The sequence below is a fragment of the Ramlibacter albus genome, assembly GCF_014297445.1.
GTDB classification, from domain to species: Bacteria; Pseudomonadota; Gammaproteobacteria; order Burkholderiales; family Burkholderiaceae_C; genus Ramlibacter; species Ramlibacter albus.
Map to the genome: position 1 here is coordinate 104181 of NZ_JACORU010000003.1, position 15261 is coordinate 119441.

Annotated in this window: 14 protein-coding genes; 10 read left to right on the forward strand and 4 right to left on the reverse strand. The window is 69.5% G+C overall.

The window, feature by feature from the left end:
• Genes H8R02_RS09835 through H8R02_RS09845 form a run of 3 tightly spaced genes read left to right on the forward strand, consistent with a single transcriptional unit; the run spans position 1 to position 4041 of the window.
• Positions 1-2118 (forward strand): methyltransferase domain-containing protein, encoded by a 2118-nt coding sequence (locus H8R02_RS09835; protein WP_187081225.1) that lies wholly within the window; start codon positions 1-3, stop codon positions 2116-2118.
• On the forward strand, positions 2096-3166 hold the full coding sequence (locus H8R02_RS09840; RefSeq protein ID WP_187081226.1) for a glycosyltransferase: 1071 nt from the start codon (positions 2096-2098) through the stop codon (positions 3164-3166). Before H8R02_RS09835 ends, H8R02_RS09840 begins: the two co-directional genes overlap by 23 nt.
• On the forward strand, positions 3163-4041 hold the full coding sequence (locus tag H8R02_RS09845) for a class I SAM-dependent methyltransferase (protein ID WP_187081227.1): 879 nt from the start codon (positions 3163-3165) through the stop codon (positions 4039-4041). The genes H8R02_RS09840 and H8R02_RS09845 overlap by 4 nt, the downstream gene beginning before the upstream one ends.
• Here the strand turns inward: H8R02_RS09845 and H8R02_RS09850 are convergent.
• On the reverse strand, positions 4007-5071 hold the full coding sequence (locus H8R02_RS09850) for an acyltransferase family protein (protein ID WP_187081228.1): 1065 nt from the start codon (positions 5069-5071) through the stop codon (positions 4007-4009). The genes H8R02_RS09845 and H8R02_RS09850 overlap by 35 nt on opposite strands.
• Before the next feature lie 36 nt (positions 5072-5107).
• On the opposite strand from H8R02_RS09850, the gene H8R02_RS09855 reads away from it, so the two are divergent.
• From H8R02_RS09855 to H8R02_RS09885, 7 genes are read left to right on the forward strand one after another with little or no spacing between them, the layout of a single operon-like run.
• On the forward strand, positions 5108-6064 hold the full coding sequence (locus tag H8R02_RS09855; protein ID WP_187081229.1) for a glycosyltransferase family 2 protein: 957 nt from the start codon (positions 5108-5110) through the stop codon (positions 6062-6064).
• A gap of 6 nt (positions 6065-6070) precedes the next feature.
• Positions 6071-6421: an EamA family transporter gene (locus tag H8R02_RS09860; protein ID WP_187081230.1), complete on the forward strand. Its 351-nt coding sequence runs from the start codon at positions 6071-6073 to the stop codon at positions 6419-6421.
• Positions 6418-7770 (forward strand): DUF2142 domain-containing protein, encoded by a 1353-nt coding sequence (locus tag H8R02_RS09865; protein WP_187081231.1) that lies wholly within the window; start codon positions 6418-6420, stop codon positions 7768-7770. Before H8R02_RS09860 ends, H8R02_RS09865 begins: the two co-directional genes overlap by 4 nt.
• A gap of 17 nt (positions 7771-7787) precedes the next feature.
• The gene (locus tag H8R02_RS09870; RefSeq protein WP_187081232.1) at positions 7788-9461 is read left to right on the forward strand and encodes a PIG-L family deacetylase; all 1674 of its coding nucleotides are present in this window, start codon (positions 7788-7790) and stop codon (positions 9459-9461) included.
• A gap of 7 nt (positions 9462-9468) precedes the next feature.
• Positions 9469-10893, forward strand: coding sequence for a rhamnosyltransferase WsaF family glycosyltransferase (locus H8R02_RS09875; protein WP_187081233.1), 1425 nt, complete (start codon positions 9469-9471; stop codon positions 10891-10893).
• A complete protein-coding gene (locus H8R02_RS09880; protein ID WP_187081234.1) occupies positions 10893-12062 on the forward strand; it encodes a glycosyltransferase in 1170 nt (389 codons plus the stop codon). Before H8R02_RS09875 ends, H8R02_RS09880 begins: the two co-directional genes overlap by 1 nt.
• Positions 12059-12934, forward strand: a complete 876-nt coding sequence (locus H8R02_RS09885; RefSeq protein WP_187081235.1) for a glycosyltransferase family 2 protein — start codon at positions 12059-12061, stop codon at positions 12932-12934. The genes H8R02_RS09880 and H8R02_RS09885 overlap by 4 nt, the downstream gene beginning before the upstream one ends.
• Here H8R02_RS09885 and rfbC read toward each other — a convergent pair.
• Genes rfbC through rfbD form a run of 3 tightly spaced genes read right to left on the reverse strand, consistent with a single transcriptional unit; the run spans position 12931 to position 15259 of the window.
• Positions 12931-13485, reverse strand: coding sequence for a dTDP-4-dehydrorhamnose 3,5-epimerase (gene rfbC, locus H8R02_RS09890; protein WP_187081236.1), 555 nt, complete (start codon positions 13483-13485; stop codon positions 12931-12933). The genes H8R02_RS09885 and rfbC overlap by 4 nt on opposite strands.
• Positions 13482-14369: a glucose-1-phosphate thymidylyltransferase RfbA gene (gene rfbA, locus H8R02_RS09895; protein WP_187081237.1), complete on the reverse strand. Its 888-nt coding sequence runs from the start codon at positions 14367-14369 to the stop codon at positions 13482-13484. The genes rfbC and rfbA overlap by 4 nt, the downstream gene beginning before the upstream one ends.
• Entirely contained in the window at positions 14366-15259 is an 894-nt protein-coding gene (gene rfbD / locus H8R02_RS09900; protein WP_187081238.1) for a dTDP-4-dehydrorhamnose reductase, read from the reverse strand. The genes rfbA and rfbD overlap by 4 nt, the downstream gene beginning before the upstream one ends.
• Positions 15260-15261: the final 2 nt, after the last annotated feature.

Genomic DNA, 15261 nt, shown 5'->3' on the forward strand with positions numbered 1-15261 from the left:
ATGCCCGTACGCGACGTCCTGAAGCAATGGGCGTGGGCGGCCGCGCGCCGCGCGCACCACCTCGACTTCGCGTACCTGTTGCCTGCGATCGCAAAGCTGCCGATCCCTTTGGGACATCGCCTCGCCGCGTTGCGAGGTGAACTGAATGCACGCCTCGGCCGCGACTGGCGCTCGATGGCCCTGGGCTTTCGCCACATCCGCTCGCATTGCATCGGCGCGTACCGCGAGCTGCAGCCCTCCGCGAGCCAGGACCAGCTCGCGGCGTGGACGCGCGGCCGCTTCGTCGCCGAGGCCCGAGACGAATACGAATCGCGCCTCACCATGGCAGGCCGCGTCGAGGAACTCGAGTGCGAGATCGTCGCGCCGTTCGACCTGAAGCAGCAGCTTTCGAACCGCGAGCGCGGCCTCGTCCTGCTCACGCCGCACTACCAGAGCTTCTTCCTCGGCATCGCCTTCCTCGCGCGCGCGAGCGGTGCGTTGGTCAACTCCATGTCGTCGTCGGTCACGCACGACCCGCGCGTCGACCCTGCGGTGCAGCGCCACTTCGACGCGAAGTACCGCGCGCTGGAACGCTACATCGGCGGCAAGGTGCCGGACCACGAGACCGGCAGCCGGCAGTTCTACCGCATGCTCCAGCGCAAGGAGGTGCTGGTCATCCTCGGCGATGCGCCGGTGCTGCCCGATGGCGCCGCGATGGCGGTGGATTTCCTCGGCGCGAAACGAGAGCTCGCGGGGGGCGCGCTGCGCATGGCGCGCGCAACCGGCAGCGACGTCGGGGCTTTCGTGTGCCGGCACCTGGGCGGCAAGCGGTACCGCATCGAGATGAGCGAGATCGGCTCCGCCAATGACGAGTCCGCGATCGCAAAGGCGTATCGCTTCCTCGGAACCGCCATCGAAGCCGACCCAGGTGGCTGGTGGGCGTCGGACCTGATCACCGCGATGCCGCGCGTCGCGAGCTCCGCGGGGGATATCGAAGCGCTCGTCATCACGGACAGCCTGCTGAGCGGTTCCGGCGAGCTCGCGCAGGGCCTGCCGCAGCTGCGACGCAGCGTCGGGCTTTCGCAGTGGCACGAGCGGCACGCGGCCGATGCCACGCCACTCGGCTTCCTTGCGGAGTGCACGGCCTCGCGCGTGCTCGTGCTGCTCGAACCCTCGCTGCTCGCCACCTCATCGCTCGCACCCGAGCTGGCCCGATGCATGGACGAGGCGCAAGCCGCCTGCGTTACGGCCACCGATCCGCGAGACGCCTCCGGCGAATGGGGCATCAGCTACACCACGCTCGGCGACTTCGAAACCTACGTCGCGCGACGTACCGCGCTGCCCGTGAGCGCGCCCGTGCCCGCGCATCCGCCCGTTGCGATGCTGCTCGACGTGGCGCGCACTCGCGACCTGCTGCGCGAGCGGCCGCAACTGTCCTGGGCGGACTTGCCTTCGGCGTTCGGCGCCGCGGCCGTGCAGGCACCGCGCGCCTTCGTCCACTCGTACGCGGCCTACCAGCAGGGGAATCGCATGGAGATGCTCGAACTCTTGCCCGAGGGCGTGAAGACCCTGCTCGACATTGGCGGCGGCGAAGGCGGCTTCGCGCGCGCGTTTGCCGTTACGCGGGGCGGCGAAGCCTGGCTCGTCGAACCGAGCGAAGCCGCCACGCGCGCCGCGCCGCACGACCGCGTCCACGTCGTGCGTGGCAAGCTACAGGAGCTCGATGCGTCCCTGCATGGCCGCTTCGATGCCGTGAGCTTCCTCGACGTCCTCGAACACGTCACCGACCCCGGCGAGCTGCTGCGCGCTGCCCGCCCCTTCCTGCGCGAGGGCGGCCACGTACTCGTTTCCGTGCCCAACGTCGGCCACTGGTCCGTCGTGCGCGACCTCGCGCAGGGCCGCTTCGACTACCTGCCCGTCGGCATCCTCTGCGCGACGCACATCCGCTTCTTCACCGAGCGCAGCGTGCGCGAGCTGCTGGAGGCGGCCGGCTTCGAGCCGATGCGGTGGCGCCGCGCCGGGCCTTCGCTGCCGCCGGAGTTCGAGCAGTTCGCAGCTGCCGCGCGGCAAGCCGGTATCGCGATCGACCGCGACAGCCTCGCCACCGAAAGCCTGCATGTCCTCGCCCGGCTCGGTTGACGTCTGCATCGTCAACTACCGCGGCGCCGACGACGTGCGCGAGGCGGTGCGCACGCTCGGCGAATGGCCGCACGGCACGCTCTGGATCGTGGACAACAGCGAGGACGCGGCGCAGGCCGACGCGCTTGCAAGCATCGCGGGCGCGCAGCTCCTCGTGCCGCAGAAGAACCTCGGGTTCGGGCGCGGCTGCAACCTCGCGTTCGAACGCTCGCAGGCGGATTTCTTCCTGCTGCTCAACCCGGATGCGCGCATCGAGGCGGCCGACCTGCTGCGGCTGGCCGATGCCATGCGGGCCGATGCGCGGCTCGCGGCCCTCTCGCCGCGCATCTGGTGGAACCCCGAACGCAGTTTCCTGCTGCCTGCGGCGTTCCCGCAGACACCGTGGGTCACGATCGCGCAGACGCTCGCTCCCGGGGCGCGCGGCCTCACGATGAAGAGTTCGGCGCGCTACCTCGCAAGGCAACGCGCGATGGCCGCATCGCACGCGACTACACCGGTTGATTTCATCGCCGGCGCCGTGCTGCTCCTGCGTCGCGGCGCGGTGCAGGAGGCAGGCGGTCTCTTCGATCCCGCCTACTTCATGTTCTACGAAGACAGCGACTTGTCGCTGCGGCTGCGCCGCCGCGGCTGGCGGCTGGGCGTCACCGGAGCGGCGGACGCGGTGCACGAGTACCGCCACAAGGCATTCAAGGGTGCGTTGATGATGCAGGCCCGCGAGGTCTACTTCCGCAAGCAGTACCCCGGGTTCTGGCGCGCGACCGGTGGCCTGCGCCGCCTCGATGCGTTCGTGCGGCAGGTGCCGCTGGCCGAGTGGTTCGACGTGCTGCCGCGCCCTTGCCGCACCCTCGACGACTTCAATGAGCAGAGCGGGAGCGCGCGCATCGAAGCCTTCAGCCCGTCCCCGCTGACGATGCCCGCGATCTTCCGCCCGGGCGCGCCCGCGGCGTTCACGCGGGAAGAATGGGCACTGCTGGAGCCCGCCGGCTATGCCGCGCGGATCGCAGGCCGCACGCGGTGGGCCTGGTTCGAGCGGAGCGCCACCGAATGACGCCTCGCGAGACCTGCTGCTGCTGCGACGCCCCGCCGCAAACAGGTCTCGCGCCCTGGCACCTCGTGTGCCCCACCTGCGGCTACGAGCGCGCGCACCTCGAACCCGCGATCAACGTGGGCAGCGCGCACGACGAACTCGACGAGGCGCAGCGGGACACCGGCCTGCGCGCGCTGCGCGACCAGAATTTCCGGCAGCTGCTGGATCGCCTCGTGCCGCAACTGCCCGGCAAGCGCTTGCTCGACGTCGGTGCCGCGCACGGCTGGTTCGTGCAGCGTGCCGCCGAACGCGGGCTGCAGGCCGAAGGCATCGAACCCGACGAAGCCGTCTGCGCCCAGGCGCAGCGCAATGGCGCGCCGCTGCGGCCCGGTTTCTTCCCGCAGGCATTGCGCGAAGGCGAGCGCTTCGACGCGATCGCCTTCAACGACGTCTTCGAGCACATCCCCGATGCCGCCGGCATCCTGCGCGCGTGCCACGAGCGGCTGGAGCAGGGCGGCCTGCTGGTTGTCAATCTGCCCTCCAGCCGCGGCGTGTTCTATCGCACGTCGAAGCTGCTGCAGCGGCTCGGCCTGCCCGGCTCCTTCGAGCGCATGTGGCAGAAGGGCCTGCCGTCGCCGCACGTGCATTACTTCGACGCGGCCAACCTGTCGCGGCTGGGCGCGCGCCACGGCTTCGAAGCCATCGACACCTTCCACCTGCCGAGCGTGCGCGTGCGGGGGCTCTATTCCCGCATTGCATCCGTGCGCAGCGGCCGGTGGAAGGCGCCCATCGTCTGGCTTGGCGTGGTGCTCGCCTATCCGCTGCTGGCGGTGCTGCCCGCCGACATCGACGTGGTGGTCTTCAGGCGGGTTGCCGCGCCGCGATCCGGCGGCTGAGGTCGCGCCCGAAGTTGCGCGCCGGCGCTTCCAGTGCATGGTGCAGCACCCAAGCCAGGAGCAGAGTCGCAGCGAGGCACAACCCGACAGCCGTCCAGCCCTCGATCGGCCAGCCGAACTTCGCACGCATCTGCGGCAATGCGTTGTGGAACAGGTACACGCCGTAGCTCAGCTCGCCGGCCAGCAGGCACAGGCGCAAGCGCCAGCCCTGCGGGTTGGGCCGGGCTGCGACGCCGCTCACCACGAGCGCGTAGCCGAGCGCCGCGCCCAGGCCGATGTTGCCGCTGATCCAGGGCCACGCATCGGCCGCGGCCTTCGGGTCCGGTGCGACGAACTTCGTGTACACCGCGCACATCGCCACGAGCGCCACGCATCCCAGCAACACACGCAGCATGCGTCCGCCGCCTTCGCGCGCGATGCGCCACGCACAGGCACCGAGCGCGAATTCCACCAGTACACCGGGCAGGTGCACGCTCGCAATCGCCGATGAAGTGACGCCCTGCCCCGGCTGGGCCACGGCGATGAGCGCCATGTGCATCAGCAGCGCGAACACGAACAGCGCGGCAAATGCCCGCCCTCGCAGCGTCGCCGCGATCACCGGCAGCAGCAGGTAGAACTCCACCTCCGGCGGCAGGCTCCAGAACGCCGCGTTGTAGAAGAATGCGATCTCGAGTGAGCGCAGCGTGTGCGCCATGAACACGTGGTCCACCACGTACTTCGTCGCGGCGGGGTCCGGCAACTTCAGCAGCACGTACAGCGCCAGCGCCACGAGGTACAGCGGGTACAGCCGGAAGAAACGCCGCACGAGGTGCGGCCCCCACGCCAGCGGCCGGCCGAAGAAGTACGGCGCGAACACATAGCCGCTGAGCACGAAGAAGAGGTCGACGCCGGTGGCGGCAAAGCCCCACGCGCCGGGCGCGCCCGTGACGAGGTGCGCGTAGTGCGAGCCGACGACAATGAGCGCCGCCAGGCCACGCAGGCCTTCGATGGCGGCGTCTTCGCCGGAACGATCGGAAACGGAGAAACCCAAGGCGTTCTTTACAATCCGGCGCGAGCGCCAAGCCCGATGCAAGAAAAGATCGCCGCCATTATTCCCTGTTACCGCGTCAAGGCGCACATCCTCGACGTCATCGGGCGCATCGGGGGCGAGGTCGGCCGCATCTACGTGGTCGACGACGCCTGCCCGGAACACACCGGCGACCACGTCGAGGCGCACTGCAACGACATCCGCGTCGTCGTCGTCCGCAACACCGAGAACCTCGGCGTGGGCGGTGCGGTGATGGCCGGCTACAGGGCCGCCATCGCCGACGGCGCCGACATCCTGGTCAAGATCGACGGCGACGGCCAGATGGACCCGGCCCTCGTATGGCGCTTCGTGCGGCCCATCGCGGCCGGCCAGGCCGACTACACCAAGGGCAATCGCTTCTACGACCTCACCGAGATCGGCCAGATGCCCACGATGCGCCTCGTGGGCAACGCGGTGCTGTCGTTCATGGCCAAGCTCTCCACGGGTTACTGGAACGTGTTCGACATCACCAACGGCTACACGGCCATCCACGCCAAGGTGGCGAAGCACCTGCCGATGGACAAGATCAGCCGCCGCTACTTCTTCGAGACGGACATGCTGTTCCGCCTGAACATCGTGCGCGCGGTGGTGGTGGACGTGCCGATGGATGCCGCCTACGGCAGCGAGGTGAGCAACCTGCGCATCCGCCGCATCGTCGGCGAGTTCCTCGCCAAGCACGCGCGCAATTTCTTCAAGCGCATCGCTTACAACTATTTCCTGCGCGACATGACCGTGGCATCGCTCGAGCTTGTCTTCGGCGCGGCGCTGCTCGGGTTCGGCGTCGTGTTCGGCAGCGTGCACTGGTGGCGCTCGGCTCAACTGGGCCTGGCAACGCCGCTGGGCACGATCATGCTCGCGGCCCTGCCCACGCTCGTGGGGCTGCAGATGCTGCTGGCATTCGTCGGCTTCGACGTCGCGAACGTGCCGCGGCGGCCCATCCATATCGACCTGCCCTGAACGCCGATGGCCCGCCCGCACCACTATCTCCTGCTCGTGTTGACCGTCGCCGCGCTCGCGGTCGGGCAGGTGCTGTTCAAGCTCGCCGCCGGCGCGATGCAGCCGGGCCGGGCGTGGCACGAATGGATCTTCAACCGCCACCTCGTCGCCGCCCTCTTCGTCTATGCCGCGGCCACGGGCATGTGGATCGCGCTGCTGCGCGAGGTGCCGCTGTCCGCCGCCTACCCGTTCGCCGCGCTGGCGTTCTTCTTCGTGCCGGTGCTCGCGCATTTCACCGTGGGTGAGCCGCTGCGCTGGCAGACGCTCGCGGGCGCCGCGATCATCTTCGTCGGCGTCTGGGTGTCGGGCCTCGAATGACCCGGGGCCGCCTGCTGGCGCTGTGGGCAGCGCTCGTCGTCCTGGCTGCGTGCGTGAGCGCGCTCATCCCGCCCATGCAGTCGCCGGACGAACACAGCCACGTCTTCCGCGCGCAGGCGCTCGCGCATGGCCAGTTGCGCATGGAGACACCGCCCGGCCAGAGCACCGGCGTGTACGTGGACGAGGGCCTCATCTACTTCGTCCAGCCGCACCTGTGGAAGATCGTTTCCGAGCGGGCCGCCCGGCTGACGCCGCATGAAAAAGAGCTCACCCACGCGAAGCGGTGGGAGGGCAAGGCGCATTTCGTCCAGATCCCGGGCACCGGCTATTACTTTCCGCTCGTGTATGCGCCGCACGCGGTGGGTATCGGCCTCGGCGAACTCCTGGGCCTGAGCGTGGTCCACAGCTACCGGCTGATGCGCGTCGTCTGCATCGCCGCGAGCCTGGCGCTGCTCGTGGCCGCGTTTCGCATCGCCCGGCCCCCGCTGCTCGCGATTGCCTTGCTGCTGCTGCCGATGACGGTGTACCAGCTGGTGCAGCCGACGCTCGACGGCTTCACGACGAGCCTGGCCGTGCTGGCGCTCAGCCTCTTCACGCGGCGCATCATGGAACCCGAAGGCGGCTCGCGGCGCGAGGACTGGGTGCTGGCAGGCTGCCTGTTCCTGCTCGCCACCAGCCGCGTGCACTTGGCGCCGCTGCTGCTGCTGCCGCTCTACCTGGCGTGGCGCCGCAAGTCACCCGCGGCCGCGGTGCCTGGCGTGGTGGCCCTTGCCGCGACACTTGCGTGGACAGGCTATGCGCTCGCGACGACGGTCGATGCTCGGGTCAAGCGCGACCACACGACAGCCCAGCTCGTGCTGCAGTACGTGCAGCATCCGCTCGACTTCGTCCGAATCGTCTGGGCCTCGGTGACCGACGAGAAGCTCGGCACGGAATACTCCCGGTCCTTCATCGGGGTGCTCGGCTGGCTGGACACCCACCTGGCGCTGCACTGGTACACCGCGCTGTGGATCGGCCTGGCCCTGTGCCTGCTGGTGTCGGCGCTGCGCGCGCCGCTGCGCCAGGCCGCCGAGGGCCGCGCCGTCCTCGTGCTGGGCGCCGTGGCCAGCGTCGCGCTGGCTTTCTTCGCGCTGCTGGTCACGTGGACGCCGCATCCGGCGAAGACGATCGAAGGCATCCAGGGCCGCTATTTCATCGTGCCGGCGCTCGCGGTGGCGTATGCGCTCGCCTCCCCGGCCGGCGCAGCGCCGCCGGACCGGTTGCGTTGGGTGGCCTGGGGGCTGGGTGGCGCCTTTGCCGCGGCGGCCCTCTACGCGCTCGTCGAGGCGATCCTCGGCCGGTATCATTGACGGCTTTTCGTCGCCGCGTGGAATCCGACCTTGTCCCCTACCAAGCCCTCGCCAGCCTGCCTGCCCGGTCGGTGCTGGTGCTGGCGCCGCATGCGGACGACGAAACCTTCGGCTGCGCCGGGGCGATCGCAGCGCATGTGGCGCACGGCGCCCGCGTCCGTGTCGTCGTCCTGACCGACGGCGCCATCTACGGCGACCGCGAGGTGCGCGAGCGCGAGTGCCGCACCGCCTGCGACGTACTCGGGTGCGAGCCGGAGTTCTGGCGCCAAGCCGACCGCGCACTCTTGCCCACCGATGCGCTCGTGCAGCGGCTGGCCACGATCGATGCGGACCTCGTCTACGCGCCCTCGCCCTGGGAGGTGCATCCGGACCATCGCGCCGCTGCACAGCTCGCGCTTCGCCTCGGGCATACACGCGGCGTGCGCATTGCGTTCTACGAGGTCGGCGCGCCGTTGCCGCCGAACGTGCTGGTCGACATCACACCGCACCTGGAGGCCAAGCGCAGGGCGGCGAGCTGCTACGAATCGCAGCTCGCGCAGCAGGACTACGCCGGCCAGCTGCTGGCGCTCAACCGCTTCCGCACGTACACGCTGCCCGCGCAGGTGCAGGCCGCCGAGGCCTTCCTGCTCCTGCAGCCGCACGAGCTCGCCACGCGCCTGCCCGCGCTGTTGGGCGCGCACCCGGTCACCGGCATGCCGGCCGCGGACACGCCGGACGACGCGCAGCTGGTCTCCGTCCTCGTGCGCAGCATCGACCGGGAAACGCTGGCCGCGGCGCTGGATTCGATCGCCGTGCAGGCGTGGCCGCGCGTCGAAGTCGTCGTCGTGGCCGCGAACCCGGGCCACTCGCCGCTGCCCGCGCATTGCGGGCCGCACGCCGTCCGGCTGGTGCAGCCGTCCCAAGCACTCCAGCGCAGCCAGACGGCCAACCACGCGCTGGACGCCGCGCGCGGCGAGCTGCTGCTGTTCCTCGACGACGACGACTGGCTGCTGCCGGGCCACATCGAACGCCTCGCTTCGGCGCTGCAGCGCCAGCCCCGCATGGTGGCCGCGTACACGGGTGTGATGCACGTGGACGGCGACGGCAAGCCGACGGGACAGGTCACCGACCTGCCGTTCGACGGCGTGCGCCAGCTCGCGGGCAACCTGATGCCGATCCACGCCGTGATGTTCCGCCGGCGCGCCGTCGAACAAGGCTGCCGCTTCGACGAGTCGCTGGACCGCTACGAGGACTGGGACTTCTGGCTGCAGCTTGCCCGCCTCGGCCCCGTCGCGCATCTGCCGGGCGTGAGCGCGGTGTACCGCATCCACCAGAGTTCCGGCGTGCACGACGAAGTGGGCGCGACGACCGCGGCCAGCCGCCGCATCTACGACAAGTGGCAATCGAAATGGCGCGAGGGCGACATCGCCGCCGTCATGCAGCGCGCCTGGGCCACCGACGATTTCGAGCAGCGCCACGCCGAACTCGCCGAGGACGTGGCGAAGCTGCACGACACCGTGCGCGCCCAGGGCGACGACATCGGCCGGCAGCTCGCGCACATCGAGGACCTCACGAAGCACGCCGCGGGGCTGCAGGAAGTCCTCGCGCGGCGCGAAGCCGAAATCGCTGCGCTGCACGCCAGCAGCAGCTGGCGCATCACGGCGCCGCTGCGCTGGCTCGCGGCGCGCTTGCGCGGCGGCACGAATACCTGACCACTCCATGCAGAAAAAGAGCTTCATCCAGCGCGTGCTTCGCTACCGGGACCGCCACGGCACGAAACAGCTGTTCAAGCAGGCGTGGCTGCACATCTGGCTGCCCGTGCGCGCCCGGTGGAACCGCTTCGCCTTCCGCTTCCAGCGCATCCGGCCGCAGAAGGAGCCGATGCAGTACGTGCGCGACGCCACGGTCGAACTGCTCCTGAAGGTGCTCGGCCCCGGCTACAAGGTGGTCGAGCCCATCCAGCTCACGCGCAACGCGAAGGGCGTGCGCGCCAACGAGGTGGTCGAGCACCGCTTCCGCAACCTCACGCCGATCCGCTTCTTCCCGGTGCCGCCCACGCCGGGCGGTCGCATCAACATCGTCACCGACAGCATCAACCCGGGAAGCCTGTTCGGCGGGGTTGCCACGTCCGTGATCATGGGCCTGCTCGCGGCGCAGGACACCGGCCGGCGCCTGCGCATCATCACGCGCACCGAGGCGCCGCACCCCGACGGCCTTGACGCGGTGCTCGGTGCTTACGGCATCGCAGTGAGCGGCGACCTCGAGTTGAGCTACGCGCCGATCGACGGCGAAGAACCCGGCCACATCGAAGCGGCACCCGACGAACTGTTCATCACCACGTCGTGGTGGACCACGACGGCGGTGCTGGCCACGGTCGACGCGCGGCAGGTCGTTTACCTGCTGCAGGAAGACGAGCGCATGTTCTACGCGCACGGCGACGAGCTGCTGCGCTGCGAGCGCCTGCTGCGCACGCCGGACGTCCGGTTCGTCGTGAACTCGAAGCTGCTGTTCGACCACCTGGTCGCCTCCGGGCTGGACAACGTCGCTGCGCGCGGGACCTGGTTCGAACCCGCCTTCCCGCCGCAGGTGTTCCACCCGCGCCCACGCTCGGGCGAGAAGCAGGTGCTGATGTTCTATGCGCGCCCTTTCAACGCGCGCAACCTCTTCACGCTCGGCCTCGAAGTGCTGGAAGCCGCCGTGGTGCGCGGCGTCATCGACCCCGCGAAGTGGGACGTCGTGCTCGTCGGCAAGGACCTGCTGCCCGTCCTGCTCGGCGACGGCACCTGCGTGCCCACGCGGCTGGAAAACCTCGACTGGCGTGCGTATGCCGAGCTCGTCGGCAAGGTGGACCTCGCGTTGTCGCTGATGTACACGCCGCACCCCAGCTACCCGCCGTTCGACCTTGCCGCCAGCGGCGCCGTGGTGGTGACCAACACCTACGGCAACAAGCAGGACCTTTCGGGCTACAGCCGCAACATCCTGTGCGCGGCGCCCGAGGTGGACGCACTGCTGGCCGCGCTTGCGGAAGGTGTCAAGCTCGCCGGGGACCTGGAACGCCGTCGCGCGAACCACGCCGCGAACCACCTGCCCGCCGACTGGCGCGATGCGTACGCGCAGGTGCAGGACGCTTTCCGGGCCGGCTGATGTACGACCTGGAGATCGGCGCCCAGCCCTACCTGGACCCGTGGCACCTGCCGCTGCGGGACCGGCTCGCCGCGCTGGCGCGCGGCCGCAAGCGGCGCATCGCATACTTCTACGAGAAGGCGGACAACAGCACCTTCCGCTACCGCGTCTACAACATGGCGCAGGTGCTCAACGCCGGTGACGACGAGGTCTCGGCGGGCTACTTCTTCCTCGACGACCTGCGGCGCATCGACGAGATCCTCGACCTCGCCGACATGCTGGTGGTCTGCCGCACGCGTTACGACCACCGCGTGAGCCACCTCATCCAGCGCTTCCAGGGCCGCGGCAAGCCGGTGCTCTTCGACACCGACGACCTGGTGTTCGACATCGAGCAGGCGCACCTGCTGATGGCCACGCTGGACGTGGAGTTCGACATCCCGAGCGTGTGGGAGTACTGGTTCGCCTACATCGGCCGGCTGGGCGCCACGCTGAAGATGTGCGACGGCGCCGTCACCACCAACGACTTCCTCGCGCAGCGCATCCGCGACTTCGCCGACGTTCCCGTGAACGTCGTGCCGAACTTCATGAACCGCGAGCAGCTCGAGCTCTCCGACCGCGTGTTCCAGGCGAAGCAGGGCCGCCGGCCCGACGCCAACGAGGTGATCCACTTCGGCTACTTCAGCGGCTCGCCTTCGCACAACCATGACTTCGGGCTGATCGCGCCGGCGCTCGAGGCGGCGCTGGAGGAGGATGAGCGGCTGGGCGTCGTCGTGGTCGGCTACATCGAGGCAGGCCCGAAGCTGCTGAAGTTCGGGCCGAAGCGCGTCACGCGCTTTCCTTTCGTGGACTACGTGAACCTGCAGCGGCTGATCGGGTCGGTCGAGTTCAATGTGATGCCGCTGCAGTCGAACACGTTCACGCACTGCAAGTCGGAACTGAAGTACTTCGAGGCGGCCGCGGTGGGCACGCAGAGCATCGCGTCGCCGACATACACGTACGGCCGCGCGATCCGCCACGGCGACAACGGCTGGCTCGCGCAGGCCCACCAGTGGCTGCGCGTGATCCGCGAAGCGCTCGCCGGGATCGACGGCTACGCGGCGATGGCGGAGCGCAGCCGCGCCGATGCGCTGGCGAAATACGCCTGGTACAACCAGCGCGAGACCATCCTGCGCGCGCTTTCGCTCCCATGAACGTCTGGGCCTGCATCGTCTGCTGGCGAGCGGATCCGGCGGCCGTCCGCCAACTCGCGGACGTGCTGCGCAGGCAGGTGAGCGGGCTGCTCGTCATGGACAACGCGGCGGATGCCGTGCTGCAGCGCGAGGTTCCCGGCCATGCGCGTTACGTCGCGCTGGAAGCCAACCTCGGAACGGCCGGCGCGATCAATCGCGCCTGGGAGATCGCGTCACGCGAGGGCGCGGACGCGCTCGTGATGCTGGACCAGGACAGCGTGCCGGAGCCGCACATGGTTGCCAAGCTGGCCGCCGCGCTGCAAGGGCTGCAGGCAGGCGGCGTCAAGGTCGCCGCGGTCGGTCCGGCCAAGGTGGACCCGCGCAACGGCCGCCCGGGCCGCCTGCTCAAGCCCGTGCGTTTCCTGCGCCGGTTCGCGCAGCCCGATTCCGGCAGCGTGATCGAAGTCGACCACCTGATCACGTCCGGCAGCCTCGTCACGTCCGCCGCGTGGCGCGAGGCCGGGCCGCTCGACGAAGCGCTCTTCCTGGACTACGTGGACATCGAGTGGTGCGTGCGCGCCCGCTCGAAGGGGCTGCGCAGTTTCTGCGTGCCGGGCGCGACGCTCTCGCACACCATCGGCGAGAACGTCGTCGACGTCGGCGTCCGCACGCTCTCGCTGCACGCACCCGCGCGCACGTACCTTCTCGTGCGGAACCACCTGCTGCTGTGGCGGAAGCGGACGATGCCGGGGCTGTGGCTGCTCAGCGATGCCCTGCAGGTGATGAAGAAAGTCGCGGGGCTGCTCGCCCTCGCGCCGCAAAAGCGTGAGCGGCTGCGCGCGGTGGGACGAGGTTTCGCCGACGGCCTGCACGGCCGCGGCGGCCCGCTCTAGGCAAACACCTCGGCCTGCGCCAGCGGCTTGCCCTGCTGGTCCTTCGCCGACAGCGAGGGCTCGCCCGTGAAGCCATGCGCGAACCAGTCGATGGCCAGTTGCGGGTCGTTCCAGACGATGCAGCGCTCGTGCGCCGGTGCGTAGTAGTCGGTCGTCTTGTAAAGGAACTGCGCCGTCTCGCTGAGCACCAGGAAGCCATGCGCGAAGCCCTCGGGCACCCACAGCTGGCGCTGGTTTTCGGCGCTCAACACCTCGCCCACCCACTTGCCGAAGTTGGGCGAGCTGCGGCGGATGTCCACGGCCACGTCGTACACAGCCCCTTCGACCACGCGCACCAGCTTGCCTTGCGCCTGCTGGAGCTGGTAGTGCAACCCGCGCAGCACGCCGCGCGCCGATCGCGAGTGGTTGTCCTGCACGAAGTCCGCCTTCACGCCCGTCGCTTCCTCGAACACGCGCTGGTTGAAGCTCTCGAAGAAGAATCCGCGCGCGTCGCCGAACACCTTCGGCTCCAGCAGCATGACTTCCGGCAGCGCGGTGCGCGTCGCCTTCATGCAAAGCCCTTCTGGTGCAGCAGGCGCAGCAGGTACTGGCCGTAGCCGCTCTTGGCCAGCGGCTGCGCGATGCGCTCGAGGTCCTCACTGGTGATGAAGCCATTGCGCCAGGCGACCTCTTCGGGGCAGGCAACCTTCAGGCCCTGCCGGTGCTCCAGCGTCGCGATGAACTGGCTCGCCTCCAGCAGGCTCTCGTGCGTGCCGGTGTCCAGCCATGCGTAGCCGCGCGCCATGATCTGCACATTGAGCCTGCCCTGCGCCAGGTACGCCTGGTTCACGGCGGTGATCTCCAGTTCGCCGCGCGCGCTCGGCTTGACGGACTTGGCGATCTCGACCACGTGCGGGTCGTAGAAGTACAGGCCCGTGACGGCGAAGCTGCTCTTGGGCTCCCTCGGCTTTTCCTCGATGCTGCTGGCGCGGCCGGTGTCGTCGAAGGCCACAACGCCGTAGCGCTCCGGGTCCTGCACGTGGTACGCGAACACGGTGGCGCCTTCCTCGCGCTTGTCGGCCTGCAGCAGCAGCGGCGCGAAGTCGTGGCCGTAGAACAGGTTGTCGCCCAGCACGAGCGCACTCGGCGCGCCGCCGACGAACTTGTCGCCGATGATGAAGGCCTGCGCCAGCCCGTCGGGGCTGGGCTGCACCGCGTACTGCAGGTTCAGGCCCCACTGCGAGCCGTCGCCCAGCAGCTGCTGGAAGCGCGGCGTGTCCTGCGGCGTGCTGATCACCAGGATGTCGCGGATGCCCGCGAGCATCAGCGTGGTGAGCGGGTAGTACACCATCGGCTTGTCGTACACCGGCAGCAGCTGCTTGCTGATGGCCAGCGTGGCGGGGTGCAGGCGCGTGCCCGATCCGCCCGCGAGGATGATGCCCCTGCGTTTCGTCATGTCAGTACCTCGGTCAACATGCGTTCGACACCTTGCTGCCACGGGGGCGGCGCAAGCCCGAACGCTTCCTCGAATCTCGTGGTGTCCAGCCGCGAGTTGTTCGGCCGCCGGGCGGCCGTCTTGAATTGGGAGCTGGGCACCGGCTGCACGGCATCGGGGCCCGCCCTCAGTTCGACGCCCTTGGCCTGCGCGGAGGCGAGCACCATGCGCGCATAACCGTACCAGCTGGTCTCGCCGGCGGCGGCCAGGTGGTAGAGGCCGCACAACTTCGGGTCGGCAAGCGCCGCGCGAATCGCGTGCGCGGTCGCATCCGCCAGCAATTCGGCGCCCGTGGGGGCGCCGAACTGGTCATCGACCACAGTGAGCGCCTCGCGTTCCTTCGCGAGGCGCAGCATGGTCTTCGCGAAGTTGCCCCCGCGCGCGGCGTAGACCCAGCTCGTGCGGAAGATGAGGTGGCGCCCCTGCGCGGCCTCGATGCGCCGCTCGCCTTCGAGCTTGGTCGCACCGTACACGCCCAGCGGCGCGGTCGGGTCGGTTTCCTTCCAGCGATGCGTGCCGGTGCCGTCGAAGACGTAATCCGTGGAGTAGTGGACGAGCAATGCGCCGACAGCTTTCGCCGCCTGCGCCATCACGCCCGGCGCCGTGCCGTTGACGGCCAGCGCGCGGTCCGGCTCGGCCTCCGCCCTGTCGACCGCGGTGTAGGCGGCGGCATTCACGATGACTTGCGGCTTGACGGCAGCGATGGTCGCGCGCAGGCCCTCGGCATCGGCCAGGTCACCGCTGTAGTCGGTGCTCGTGCTCGCCAGCGCCACCAGCTCGCCCAAGGGGGCCAGGCTGCGCTGCAATTCCCAGCCGACTTGTCCATTGCGGCCGAAAAGCAGGATCTTCATCG

Coding starts and splice junctions, on each gene's coding strand:
- H8R02_RS09880 (WP_187081234.1), top strand. CDS start 10,893: ATGTACGACCTGGAGATCGGCGCCCAGCCCTACCTGGACCCGTGGCAC.
- rfbD (WP_187081238.1), bottom strand. CDS start 15,259: ATGAAGATCCTGCTTTTCGGCCGCAATGGACAAGTCGGCTGGGAATTG.
- rfbC (WP_187081236.1), bottom strand. CDS start 13,485: ATGAAGGCGACGCGCACCGCGCTGCCGGAAGTCATGCTGCTGGAGCCG.
- H8R02_RS09885 (WP_187081235.1), top strand. CDS start 12,059: ATGAACGTCTGGGCCTGCATCGTCTGCTGGCGAGCGGATCCGGCGGCC.
- H8R02_RS09845 (WP_187081227.1), top strand. CDS start 3,163: ATGACGCCTCGCGAGACCTGCTGCTGCTGCGACGCCCCGCCGCAAACA.
- H8R02_RS09875 (WP_187081233.1), top strand. CDS start 9,469: ATGCAGAAAAAGAGCTTCATCCAGCGCGTGCTTCGCTACCGGGACCGC.
- H8R02_RS09840 (WP_187081226.1), top strand. CDS start 2,096: ATGTCCTCGCCCGGCTCGGTTGACGTCTGCATCGTCAACTACCGCGGC.
- H8R02_RS09855 (WP_187081229.1), top strand. CDS start 5,108: ATGCAAGAAAAGATCGCCGCCATTATTCCCTGTTACCGCGTCAAGGCG.
- H8R02_RS09860 (WP_187081230.1), top strand. CDS start 6,071: ATGGCCCGCCCGCACCACTATCTCCTGCTCGTGTTGACCGTCGCCGCG.
- rfbA (WP_187081237.1), bottom strand. CDS start 14,369: ATGACGAAACGCAGGGGCATCATCCTCGCGGGCGGATCGGGCACGCGC.
- H8R02_RS09835 (WP_187081225.1), top strand. CDS start 1: ATGCCCGTACGCGACGTCCTGAAGCAATGGGCGTGGGCGGCCGCGCGC.
- H8R02_RS09865 (WP_187081231.1), top strand. CDS start 6,418: ATGACCCGGGGCCGCCTGCTGGCGCTGTGGGCAGCGCTCGTCGTCCTG.